This is a genomic window from Xanthocytophaga agilis (assembly GCF_030068605.1).
Lineage (GTDB): Bacteria > Bacteroidota > Bacteroidia > Cytophagales > 172606-1 > Xanthocytophaga > Xanthocytophaga agilis.
Genome location: NZ_JASJOU010000003.1, coordinates 109,125 through 123,566, shown reverse-complemented (window position 1 = coordinate 123,566; position 14,442 = coordinate 109,125). Strand labels below are relative to the sequence as shown.

The following is a 14,442-nucleotide window of genomic DNA, read 5'->3' as shown; positions in this document are numbered from 1 at the left end:
GTTCGCTTAGCATACTATTTATATGAGTAGATCTTTTTTCTATGAGACGTTCAAAGTGGGATATATATTCATGTAAAGTAAAAATTATACATGAATATGGTATTTAGTGAGTTACTATCAGAAAAGTTAAAGAATTAAAGACAGAATATACATTGTTAACCCATATAGAATAAAGATCTTACTATTGATCATTTATGTACATGCAACCACACAATAGATTTCGAAAAAGCCTGTTATTCCTGCTGCTTTTTGTGGTAAGTATTCTCCCTGCCTTATCCGCCAGTTATACCTGGACAGGAAGTAGCAGTACAAACTGGAATACAGCCTCAAACTGGAGTCCGGCAGGTGTGCCTACATCGACTGATAATGTCACCATTGCTACAGCCAGCAATGCCCCTGCATTATCTGGCAATGTAACAGTGACAAACTTTACGTTACAATCAGGATCTATTCAGCTTAACGGCTATACACTCAACATTACAGGAGTAGCTTATTTCCCAGCAGGGACAGTAGGGGCAGGTGCTATCAATGCTACCGGATCAGCTACTACGTTTGGAGGAAGTTCCACTGGACCTGTTATCAATGCTAGTGTCAATATAGTAAGTGGTAGTATTATTTTTCAGTATACGACTTTTAATACTACAGCCTCTTTTGAAAAGACAGGAGCCAGTGGCGATACGGGTAATGGAGGCAATGTGTTTAATGGAGTGACTACCATTAAGTTTTCTTCAGCTACTGGTGGCTATATTACCAGTGCACAAACCACGAGTGATACCTTTAATGGAGATCTGACACTGATCAACACAGGAACTAGTGGAAACGGAATCTATCTGGCACGAGCTGGAACAGCCAATGCTTTTAATGGTAACATTAGTGTTAGCTCAACCGCAAATTCCAATATCTTATTCGGAGATACAGGAGGCAAATCCACTCTGTTAGCAGGCAAAACCATTTCAATAGGCTCACAGGGATTCTCTGCTGGAGGACTTAGTCTGGCCGGTATTACCCAGAACGGTACTGCTGCTGTGAATCTGCCTTTGACAGGAACTTCTACTCTGACATTAGGTCCGTTGACAAATTTTGGAGGTCCTTTAACAGCCACAGCAGGTGGGATACTTTTGAATGGAGTAACCTGTAATGGTACCACTTACCTGGAGAAGACAGGATCAAGTGGAGAAAATGGCAATGGAGGTAATGTGTTTAATGGAGCGACTACCATTAAATATTCTGCCACTGGATCAGGTGGAATGGGTAGTGCGCTGACTTCCAAAGATGTTTTTAATGGTGATCTGACTATTATTAGTAACAGCAATAGTGGGTATGGATTGTATTTATCCCGAGCAACGACAGGCAATGAATACAATGGAAATATTATTATCAACTCTACAGGTTCTGCTTTAATATCTTTTGGATATGGAAACGGAACTTCTACTCTGGCAACAGGAAAGACTATTTCAATAGGTTCACAAGGTTATTCTGCGGGTACTCTTCAACTGGCTGGTATTACTCAAAATGGTACTGCTGCTGTAAATCTATCTATGACAGGAACTTCTATTCTGACACTAGGTCCGTTGACAAATTTTGGAGGTCCTTTAACAGCCACAGCAGGTGGGATACTTTTGAATGGAGTAACCTGTAATGGTACCACTTACCTGGAGAAGACAGGATCAAGTGGAGAAAATGGCAATGGAGGTAATGTGTTTAATGGAGCGACTACCATTAAATATTCTGCCACTGGATCAGGTGGAATGGGTAGTGCGCTGACTTCCAAAGATGTTTTTAATGGTGATCTGACTATTATTAGTAACAGCAATAGTGGGTATGGATTGTATTTATCCCGAGCAACGACAGGCAATGAATACAATGGAAATATTATTATCAACTCTACAGGTTCTGCTTTAATATCTTTTGGATATGGAAACGGAACTTCTACTCTGGCAACAGGAAAAACTATTTCAATAGGTTCACAAGGTTATTCTGCGGGTACTCTTCAACTGGCTGGTATTACTCAAAATGGTACTGCTGCTGTGAATCTGCCTTTGACAGGAACTTCTACTCTGACATTAGGTCCGTTGACAAATTTTGGAGGTCCTTTAACAGCCACAGCCTTAGGCTTTCAATTAAATGGAGTAACCTGTAATAATACAGCCTATCTGGAGAAAACAGGAACAGGTGGGTATAATGGTCAGGGAGGAAATACATTCAGCGGTCCGACCACTTTCAAAATTGCCGCAACAGGTGGCGGATATTGGACTTTTGGAGAGAGTAAGAAAGATGTATTTGGTAATAATCTAACTTTAACGACAGAAGGACCAGGCCAGTTTTATCTGAGCCGTGTGGGTACGGGCCATGAATTTAATGGAGACATTATCATCAATTCTTCCAATGCTAATGGCTCTGTATTGTTTGGAGATCAGGGTGGTTTGTCCACTTTAAAGACTGGTCATGTGATTCGTGTAGAAAGTGCGAATTTTACTGCAGGTCGTTTGTCTCTGGCTGGAATCACGCAGGAAGGAGCAGATCCTATGACTTTATCTACGTCTGGAAGTTCTGTTATTATTCTTGGTCCCGCTACCACCTTTAGGGGTGATCTGACAGTAACTGCCGGAGGAATTCAGTTAGATGGAGTGACTTGTGAGAAGACAGCTACACTGACCAAAACAGGAACCAGTGGAGAAAACAGTAGAGGGGGTAACTGGTTTAAGGGTGTGACAAGCCTTACATTCGCCTCTCCTACAGGTACTTACTGGACAACTGGAAATACTGTAAAAGATATCTTTGGCAGTACTTTAACTGTTACTAACTCAGGTACAGCCGGAGGAGGCCTATACCTAAGTCGGGGAGCGGCAGGTAGTGAATACCAGGGAGATATTATTGTCAATTCTACCAATGCTGGAGGATTTATTTATTTTGGAGAATCAGGCGGTACCTCTATTCTTTCTTCTGGAAGAAAGATTGCTGTAGGCTCTCTGAATTTTACAGCCGGTTCCTTACGACTCTGGAACTTTACTCAACTGGGGGCTGCTGAACAGTCCTTGACCTTTGGAGGAAACGCAGAACTCTACCTCAACAAAGGGAATGTATTCAATGGCATTGTCCGCTTTACAGCTCCTAATCTGTATCTGGATCAGTCTACTTTCCTCAATGAAGCTTATTTTACCAAAACAGGTAATACAACTAATTCTTGTAGTGGAGGGAATACGTTTACTAAAAAAGTATTGATCGCCTGTACTGGAACCGGATCACTGAACATGGCTACAGCCAAAGATGATGTGGTGATGAAGCCTCAATAACATACGTGTAAGTTGGCATTCTGTTATGCCAAATGTATGACATTCTTTTATTCAAGTTGAGATATAGTAAAACAGAGCCTGCTCTCTTTCAAAGAGTTAGCTCTGTTTTTACTTTTGAAAAGATCTATTCCTCCTTTTCTCGAATTCCTACCCTTTGCTACTCTACTGCCTTGTTCATTTTTTGCTTGGACTTTCGTCTACACATCTATAAAGTCATATACCATTGATGTAACCTCACTCTCTTTATTACTCACCTTTAAATTTGGAGTAGTTTACGATAGGTAACAATAATTATATAGAGAAATAACTCTTATAGAATGGTTATCTGATTCGGATGGAGAATAATAAAAGATTTTTAAGTATTCTGTTGATCCTATATAGAATACAACTTTCAGTTTCAAAATACAACTATTAGTTTCAAAATAGCTATTGGACAATTTTATCAGGATATGCCCTTTAAGTAACTTTGTAAAACAGCAACTAATATGGAATCGTTTTCTATACATTCTGTCAAAGCTATTCATATGTATAGAGTATCTATAAAAATTTTAGTACCATTCCTTCTCCTGTAAAAGTATTCATTCATTGTGAATTTTATAAAATAATGATACTGACCGATTCTTCTTATGCTAAGAAAATAACTTGTATAAAATATACATTTTTAGCTATTGCTCTATCCATAATGACAGGTTGTAAGAATAATGCTGTCTCTGAAATGGAATTCAAAGCCTATATTAACAATCCTGAGAATGGCCTAATACAGAAAAAAGAGATAGAAGGTACACAGGTTTCTTTAACATTTATTCCTGGAGAGATATTCTTGCAACAAGAGCTGCAAAATCATTCAGATTGGTCATCCATTGCTGTAGATTCTATTCGCACCATATATGCGAATCGTTTATGTTTCGCATTAGATCTTTCCAAGGACAACAGGGAGATAGAAGCTTCCTTTATTAACAACCGAAATGCCTATAATCAAGTCCTGCAGTATCTCAACAGAGAGATTGGAGAGCAAATCAAACTAATAATGCCGTCAGATACACTTCCCGTTACGGGAAGTGTCTATCCCAGAATGTTCAATACCACAAATCATAGTCGGATTATACTCATTTTCGATACCCGTAAGGTTAAACTGGACGAGGATTTTAAAATTGAAATCACGGATAGCCAACTAGGGTTAGGAGTAGTGTCATTTCCATTTAAGATGGATAATTTAAAAGCTATACCTTCTCTTAAGTTACTTGATGAAAATTAAGCAAAACCACTATAACTATTTAAACCATATCTTTCTATTCTACCTCTATGCTGCATCGCAGGAAAATAACTCGTTTAATAGCCTCATTCTTATTGATTAACATTACAGCGAATATAATTTTCCCTGTAGTTAGTCATGCTTCTGCAACGGGACCTAATCAGGCTGAGCATACCTCGTACCAGTCTCCTGGCAGTACGGATATGGTAAACCTAAGTACAGGTGATATGACCTATACTTTGCCTGCACTGGACATTCCGGGAGCAGATGGTGGTTTTTCTATGCCATTGAGCTATAATGCTGGAATAGGATTAAACCAGGAAGCATCATGGGTAGGTCTTGGTTGGTCGCTAAATCCTGGTGCAATTTCAAGAAACGTTGCTCAATATCCGGATGATGCCAGTGGAGAAGATAACCTTATCAATTACAAAGATGATCTGGATCGTGGGTGGCGTAGTAACTGGGGTTTGGTAGGATTTAACTGGAGTGTGGAAAAGGGTCATGGTGGGGAAGTGGATTTGTTTGGGATAATTAGTGCTACGGTTAATAATAAGGATGGAATGACATCTGGCCATATTCTGGGCATAGGAGGTGCAAATGGTAAGTTTGATTTTAATGCGGCTCAGATGGCGGAAGGGATTATAACAATAGCTTCCTTCGGTGCGAGCGCTGCTGCCAGTGGTGTTGCCAAAGCCGCTACTTCTTTAGGCGTTAGTGCAGCAACATCTGTTGCTACAAGTGTCATTATGAACAATGTGATGCCTGCCAATACAATGTCTCTGGGTTTTATGCAGCCTACCTATGTAGAAAAGAAGAAAGCATTTCATCGTGATTGGTGGGTATTCATTAATGAAAGTCGTCAGGAGAAAATGTTTGGTTCACTCTATTTTCAGAATGCTGCTGTAAATGCTACCCCTAGTAATTTGAGTACTTTATATGTAAAAGGAACAACTACATATAAGCCATCGGCATTTCAGGGTGTATATCAATCCAGCGATCAGGGTAATAAAGCAATAGATCAGGCCAGTGATGTCTATATTGCCTATAATAAGTATGATGAGGACAAAGACTGGAAGTACAAATATTCTACAGCTCGACCTGTTAATATTGCCCATGATATGTTCTCAGTGATGGGGGCTACTGTGTCAGGTAATATAAGACCTTATCGTCTTGAAGTTGGTTCGGTTGCATTGCCTAAACGAATGAGTGAAAATCATTTAAAGTTCAATGCTATTCCCTATGAGAACTATAAAGTTGGATTTCGGTATGATGGTGATATTTCCAATGCCTATGACTATCATAAAGGAACAGATCCTGCTGGGGAATTTAAACTGGGATTTTCCAATACCTGGGATGCTTCAAAGACCGTAACTGTAACGGATAATAGCTTATATGCACAAAGGATAGAAGGCAACAGAAAGGGGTTACAGGATAGAAAATTAGTGACGGGAAAGCATATCGCCTGGTATTCCAATGAGGAAATACTGAGTGCATATGATGGAAATAGCCAGCTTGTTAACCAAGGCCTATTTCTGGAATGGAAACAACCCACTCAAATTCCAACACGAACCGAACAACAATGCGATCCCTATACGATTGATCAGACGGATGGGACTATAATTTTTGAGGAAGATTGTTACACCGTAACTATACCAGGAACCAATAATGAATTTCGTAGCAAAGCTCCTGCAAAAGGAATTGGTGGATTTGTAATCACAGCTGAAGATGGACTTACTTATCATTATTCATTGCCAGTTTACAACTTCCGCCAGTTTACAAAAGCCACCTACCGGGATAATACAGATGCATTCTATACACAGTCTAACCCTCAAAAGTATGCAACAGCCTGGTTATTGACCGCTGTTACCGGACCTGATTTTGTGGATCGGGGAACGCCAGGATTAGTCGATGAACAGGACTGGGGATATTGGGTAAAATTTGATTATGGAAAGTTTGCCTCTAACTATAAGTGGCGATCCCCATATGTAGGTTATTCCTATAATGAGGATGATAATACCTTAAATTCTCCTTCTTATACAGAAGGATACAAAGAAACGTATTATCTCAACAAAATCTCTACACGTTCACATACAGCTTTGTTTGTCAAAAGTGTACGGGAAGATGGCAGAGGGCATTATACAGGAAGTGCAACGTTAAATCCAAATTTGGGAAATTTTAACGAAAGATTTCCTTCTTCCTCACTCAAGTTGGATGAAGTTATTGTCTTGACAAATGAAGATTATAAAAAGCTTTCAACTGCAAATGGAATAGGAAGCGGAGTACCTGCTTTTAATGAAAATACGGCTAACAATACAACCTCCTCAGATGCTAGTCTGAAAAGTGGTGATACCTTTTTAAATGTATTGGATATCAATGATGTGAATGCTGATAGTCGTATCCGTGATTACATTAGTCAAAATGCCTTGAAGCGGGTTGTTTTCAACTATAGCTATCGACTTTGCAGAAAGACAATCAATTCCTTTGTGAGTGCAGTAACTCCTCCTGGTATCCAACTAGATGATCAGGCAAATATGGGAGTGAATTCTAACGATAGAGGAGGCAAACTGACATTGGAAAGTGTTTCGATGTATGGGCCAAATAGTTTTAAATTAATGCCTGACTTTACTTTTCAATATGGTGATAATCCAGAGTATAGCCGTAATAAATGGGATCAGTGGGGATTTTACAATAGTGCAGGAACAACAAGTGTAAATTCACACAAAGCCTCTTCAATTGACGCAGATGCTGCTTCGTGGTCATTGAAGAAAATTATAACTCCTTTGGGTGGAACTATTGAATTCGATTATGAAAGAGATACCTATTCTTCGGTTTCTGAGTATCCATTGGGAAGTAATCTGACTTTTAACCGGCAGATATATAATCCAACTGTTGGCAGCATCTCTTTCCCGAATTATACTGGAGATTTACGTAACTATTACCAGCCTGGAGATCTGGTATATCTCTATGCAACAGTTTGGAAGGCATATGCATGTCCTTCTTCAAATTTAAGCGAACAACAAACAGGTGAGGCTGGAGGTGCTTATACTTTAACAAAAGTGACTGCGAACCAGATTGAGATTGCTAATCCTCCTCAAGTACCTAATAGTTCAAATCCGCCTGCAAATTGCTTAAGTGTTGCTGATAAGATTGAAGGGTATATAGGTATGCCTGCAGACCGGAAAGGTGGGGATATACGAGTTTCCCGTATTCGTACAACGGATGCTACAGGAAATACCTATCAGACAAAATACAACTATGGAAGAAGTATTACTGCAGGTGCGGTAAGCTCAGGTGTGGTTTCGAAAGTTCCGTATACTGAGGTAGATAATGTGCGTTATCTGCATTTGACAGAATTGGGAGATTATCCTCAGACACCTGTATTATATGGACGAGTGAATGTTATAAACTCCATTGGGACTACGGATAATTTTTCTATGCGGACAGAGTATACATTTACAACTCCCCGCAGCGAAATGGTGAAAATAAATAATCCTTATATGTACCAGGACGAGGAATATGTAGGAACACTGAAAAAGACTCGTCTTTATGAAAGTAATTACATAAATGAAATTTCCATATCACAGATTGGACAGCCTAGAAGCATTAAAAAATACAATGGTAATAATAAACTAGAGCAGACTACCACACTAGGATATTCCAATGCTATTCCAAACAATAGCAATGTGGCTAATTATGCCAACAAGCAAGGGGTGTTTACTGAAGGTGTGATGACGAACGAACTTATTCTTGCCTGGGAGCAACAAGGTAATGATATATGGTGGACTCAGTATCACAAGTTATTTCGTACTAGTAAAAAATATATTCCGTCTGTGCTGGTGTCCCAAACTACTACCAAAGGTACTATCAGTAATACAGCCAGCACTCAGCTGTTTGATTTCCTGACGGGACAAGTTCTTGAATCACAACAGACAGATGCTTTAGGGAATACATTTGTATCTGTTGAGGTACCAGCGTATGAGAAATATCCTGAGATGGGGTCTAAAACGCTGAATCCTCTCAATAAAAATATGATGGTGCAACCTACTGCATCCTATGTGTACAGAGTTCAGAATGGTCAACGGTCCACTGCCCCTGTATCTGTTGCAGTACAGACCTGGAAAGGATGGGATTCTTATCGTAGTTATGATGAAGCAACTTCAAAATATCTAAACAAGACCGAAGGACCAAAGATATGGCGGAAACAGGAAGCCTGGGTATGGGATGGCCGTGAACTTAATGCCGATGGTACATTAAAAGGCTTCAGTACTTCTACTGATTTTAACTGGAGTAGCTTAACACAATTATCTCCCTGGTTAAAGGTTGGAGAAACAGCTGCATATGACCACTATTCTGCAAGCTTGATGTCCAAAGATATGAATGGTAATTTTGCTGCCTCCAAAAAAGGATACAACCAACAGTATACCATTGCCAATGCTTCCAATGCCCGTTATACAGAAATTGTCTACTCAGGGGCTGAAGACAAAACAATGGTGGCTCCCAATGTATTCCACTTTGGTGGAGAAGTACGGGATGCGGATAAGCAAAGCTCTGATGTAGCCCACACAGGCTTGTATTCGGTAAAGTTGCAAAATGGTGAACATGGATTCCGGTACACTGCGTTGGCTGGGGATGCAAATGATCCTGCTACAGAAATAGAGACAGGCAGAACCTATCGCATTAGTGCGTGGATACATAGAGATGACTTTGCCAGTAAAGCAGCGCGTTTGTATGTACAATATACAGATGCACAAGGGGCTCATATCCTGAAACAGGTAGGATTAGCTGATCCAGGAGCACAACTGTCTGGAAACTGGTATCTGGTAAATGCATTTGTTGATATCCCTGCAAGTATCAATGGGCAGACACTGACTGTAGGTGCTACCAACACAGGGGCTACTCCTGTATACATCGACGATTTCCGTTTCCATCCTATAGATGCTCCTATGACGGGATATGTGTATAATCCTAAAACATGGCAAGTTACACATATACTGGATAATGATAATATCTATACATTTTATGAATACGATGACGCTGGTATATTGATTAAGACTTATCAGGAACGCTTGGGAGAGACAGGTGTCAGACAACAGCTTAGTGAGAAAAAATATAACTACGCACGTCCCAAATAGTCTCATTGAATGTGCAGATGTGTTGAATAAGATCAGCACATCTGCTTAAAAACACCTTCTTACATCTAATTCCTATAACTAAACGCCTATATGTATAAGTATATAAAGATGCCTGATAAGGTAGTCAAAGTAGTGATATGGCTGTTTGTCCTTGTTTGTGTGAATGTACAGTTTGCCAGTGCTCAATGGATTGATATGACCTGGACAGGTGGTAATACGGTTTATCCCTGTCTGGACTCAGATGTGACTCTGACCTGGAATCCAGGTCAGCAGACCTCTGTGCCTACGCTCAACTGGTATTACGGACCAATAACTCCGGAAGTAGATTATCATATTCTATCAGATAGCAGAAATACGGAAAGGGTTATTCGCTTCCTGAAACCGGGCACCTATTACATTAGCGCTGGTGGGACATCAATTGAGGTGTTTATTCCTGAATCTCCTGTGATCACATTGACAGCTACCAAACAGACTGCTAATCCTTATGAAGCAGTGACATTAACAGCCAGTGGTGGTAACACATATACCTGGCGGGCTGGAAATGTTGAGTTGAATGAACATGATTATCAGATTACGGTATCCCCCGAACAAACAACTACCTATACAGTAATAGGTACAGGACTTGGGGCATGTCCCGGTATTAAGAGTGTCACAATTACTGTTAACCAAAGCACAGATCCTTATAATTGGACACAAGCGACTGTTTATGGAGAAACGTTTGTTGAAGAACCAACAAGTGGAGGGGTAAGCCCTGGTAATTATGGAGATGACGTCTTTTATCTGGCAACTGCATTTACGCTGCCTCAAGGTGATAATCCTTTGATTATAAATGCTAACTCTCAAAAGAAAATATATGTTAGCAATGATAAGATTACTGTAAAGAAAGGCCTTTTAAGTATTGCAGCCGGGGGATCACTGGAAATGCGGATTGACGCACTTTCAGGTACTACTCCTGAAATAAAACCTGGCACACGAACAGAAGTAGCAGATAGTCGCAACTATTCTGATGGAATGGGAAGAATTACCCAAAGTCAGAGCAAGGATGTGACACGTAATGAACTTATTGTTGGCCAGACTTTATATGATCAGTATGCGCTGCCTGCTATACAAACACTTTCTGCACCAGTAGGACAGGGAGGTTTTCGATATGTTACCAATTTTGTGACATATGGTGGTGCACCCTATAATTTTACCCATTTTGACCAGACACACGTCAACTCACCTTTAGCGGTTGATAATACAAATCCGAATACTTTAGGAGTCTATTATTCAAGTCAAAACGTACGTGAGCCTCTTGTAGCAACTACTCGTTTTCCCTATGCCCGTACCTATGTAGATCCTAAGGGTAATGTATCCCGTACAAGTATTGCCGGAGATCAGCACCGGATGGGAAATGGCCACGAAACGCGATCGGCTGTGGTGCCTTTACTCAATGATCTGGATAATCATTACCTGAAGGTACGTAATTTGTTTGTGGCAACAGATCCGGCTGCCAGTCTTCTTTATAAAGGGGTAAAGAGTGTTTCGATCGATATTAACGGACGTGAATCCATTAGTTTTACAGATACTGATGGCAAATTGCTGGCTACCTGCCGGACGGATGCTTCTTTTCCTGCCCGGGAAATAAGCGGAAATATAACGGGTGGATCAGATGCCTATTACCTGGATGTACACATCCCAAATACAGATGCACAAACAGTCCTGACTATTCAGTGGGGAAACGTTCGCATCTATAGCCAGCTGGATGGTTCAGTTATCAGTGAAAGTGCTACTGGTAATCTGGCTCTGGCGCCCGGATTTTACCGGATTGAGTCGCTGGGCGGAACTCAAACTATCCGTTATTCTGTAAAATACGGAGAGTTTAGTTATCAGATCTACGATGACATTGGCCGACAACTTGCCAGTATTGCCCCAAAAGGTGTAGACCTGAGTACAATCCCGACGAGTAAAAATGAACTCTCTTTTGTAACTACATTTGAGACAGCGGCCAATGGTGATATGACCAAAGCTAGTTTAGTAGATGAAGGTACCACTGAATATGTATACCGTAGAGATGGAACGCTTCGGTTTAGCCAGAATGCACAACAAAAGCTGGAAAATAAGTTCTCTTACATCAATTATGACCGTATTGGTCGTGTTTTGCAATCAGGAGTGTATACATCTGTGACCCCTTTTAATGCTACTGATCCATTTGAAGTACAGTTACAAGCCCAATTGACAGGCTTTGCTACTATATTGGAAGATCGTACCCGAAGTGGAGGACTAGATCCTGTAAGATGCAGTGAGACTACCAATACTTATTATGATATACCTGCTACAGATGTGCCTGGTGGGCGGGTTCAGCGATTTACGCTGGGTGCTGCCAGTAAAACATCCAATGTGAACGTAACTACCTGGTATAGTTATGACGAACTGGGACAGAAAGAATGGATGATTCAGGATATTGCTGGATTAGGAGTAAAGATTATAGACTACCGTTATGACCGTAATGGAAATCTACGTGAAGTCGCTTATCAACGTGATACTCCATCTGAACGCTTCAGTCATTATTATACCTATGATGCCGATATGCGTCTTTTGCAAGTACACACCAGCCGTGATAATGGGCTCAGCAAAAAGCTTCAGGCTACTTATCTGTATTATCTGCATGGTCCATTAAAGCGTGTAGAAATAGCAGATAAGCTACAGGGTATTGACTATGTCTATACTATACAAGGATGGCTGAAAAGCATCAACCATGTAGACAAGGCAAAAGATCCTGGTAAGGATGGTACGGGTACCAGTGAGTTTGCTCCGGATGTATTTGGAATGAATCTGGAATATTTTGCAGGAGACTATACAGGAGCCAATAGCCCAATTGCCAGCATGCCAGTAGAGGGGACAGACTACTATTCAGGTCGCCTCAAGGCCATGAGTTGGCATACGCAGAAACCTACAGTTGTGACTGGCACAATGACTCCTGCCCAAGCCGCAGCTCTCGAAGCACCGACCATGCAGGCATACACCTATGATACACGTTATCAGCTAACACAAGCCAGATGGGGAGGTATTGACTTTACAAAAGCTACCAACGGGCAAAATGCCTTTGTGGAAACTAATTTGTTTCGTGAGACTATTACAGGGTATGATGTACATGGTAATATTCTGGGGCTGATACGTACAGACCAGAATGGTAACGAAAAGCATAATTTTACTTATATTTATGAGAATAATGGAAAGAGCAACAAACTCTCAAGAGTTGATAAAGTTGTAAAGGATCAGAATGGAAATAGTACTATTGGGGGTACATATGCAAATTATGCATATGATGCAATAGGTCAGTTGATAGGACAGGAAAAAGGAGCTAACAGTGAAGCTTTATCTCATTATCTGGAATATGATGCTTTCGGATTGGTAGTAGCTGTCTATGACAAACCCAAAACAGATCCAAGTCGACAGAAAAAAGTAAGTTATACATATGATGAAGCTGGACTACGAGTAAAGAAAATAAACCATGTAACCAATATTACAACCTATTATGTAGGAGGGGTTATCTATGATAATACTAATACCAGTACTGTAACCTTAAAAGAAATTCCAATAGAAGGTGCTGGTCGTATCGGAGTTTATCGTGTTGTAGATAGCCAGTATACGTATGAATTGAGTGATCATCTGGGCAATGTCCGGGCTGTAATTTCGGAAACAAAATCAAGTGGCAAAGCTGATGTACTAGAATATAGCGACTATTATGCTATGGGTGGAATAGCCCGTCGGGATGGAACAGTAGGTTATCGGTATGGGTATCAGGGACAGTATGCAGAGCTTGAGCAGGAAACAGGATGGAATGCATTTGAATTGCGTATGTATGACCCAGTGATTGGTCGATGGGTTTCTCCTGATCCTTACGGACAATACGATTCTCCGTATGTTGGCATGGGTAATGATTGGCCTAATGGGACTGATCCGGATGGAGGATTCTTTGGTCCTGGCCCAGCTGTTGGTACTATTGGTAGTGGAACTGCTGCCGCTACAGGTGGAGTAGGAAGCGCTATGTTTGCTATGGGACAAGCTGTAAATTCAGGCATGTCTGCCGCAGCAAGTGTTTTGCAAGGTGCTTATAATTCTGCTTGGCATGCGGTAGGCATAGGCCCACAATACGATAATTATAGCTTTCGTCAGAAGGTGGCGCGTTTAGATGCACAATTTGCGGAGGGGGCTCGCGAACCTATGACAAAATTTGGTAGAGGCATAGCTAGTTTTAGTCCTGTAGAACATGTTATCAATATTGGGACGGGAATCCACCATGATGAGAATTTATGGGGAGAGCCTATGGAGGGATGGATTGATTATGCACATGAAGGATTAGGTGTCATTCCTTCAAGTAATGTATATGTAAAAGCTGGAAAAACTGTCATAAGCCAATCTCTTAACTTTGCAAAGAAAGCGAGAGCTCTAGGAAAATTGACATGGGCTGTAAGATATTACAAAGATCACAAAAGAAGGATGGAGGCTATTGATCATATTTGGATTAGACATAGTCATGGCTCTACCTATTCAGATGTGAGTAGATTTTCTTCAGCGTTTAAGACAAAAAACCAAATAAAGGGATTAGTGACACAAGCTTGGGTAAAAGCTGGTAAACCATTAAATACTTTTGTATATGACTTGGGAAGAGTTATAGGTACAAAGGTGGATGGCGTTACTCCAACAACAAAAATAATGGTTTATATGGAAAATGGAGCTGTTAGATCCGCTCATCCTTGGTAAAATAACTATCATATATTAA

Annotated in this window: 4 protein-coding genes; all 4 read left to right on the top strand. The window is 40.6% G+C overall.

The features are described from left to right. The first annotated feature begins 200 nt into the window (after positions 1-200). The 4 genes from QNI22_RS10910 (at position 201) to QNI22_RS10895 (ending at position 14,423) form a co-directional block, all read left to right on the top strand. Positions 201-3,293, top strand: a complete 3,093-nt coding sequence (locus tag QNI22_RS10910) for a beta strand repeat-containing protein (RefSeq protein ID WP_314510665.1) — start codon at positions 201-203, stop codon at positions 3,291-3,293. Positions 3,294-3,897: 604 nt separating this feature from the next. Next, the gene (locus QNI22_RS10905) at positions 3,898-4,548 is read left to right on the top strand and encodes a hypothetical protein (RefSeq protein ID WP_314510664.1); all 651 of its coding nucleotides are present in this window, start codon (positions 3,898-3,900) and stop codon (positions 4,546-4,548) included. Positions 4,549-4,595: 47 nt separating this feature from the next. Next, positions 4,596-9,677, top strand: coding sequence for a hypothetical protein (locus QNI22_RS10900; RefSeq protein ID WP_314510663.1), 5,082 nt, complete (start codon positions 4,596-4,598; stop codon positions 9,675-9,677). 90 nt (positions 9,678-9,767) lie between these two features. Next, positions 9,768-14,423, top strand: coding sequence for an RHS repeat domain-containing protein (locus QNI22_RS10895; RefSeq protein ID WP_314510662.1), 4,656 nt, complete (start codon positions 9,768-9,770; stop codon positions 14,421-14,423). Positions 14,424-14,442 lie beyond the last annotated feature (19 nt).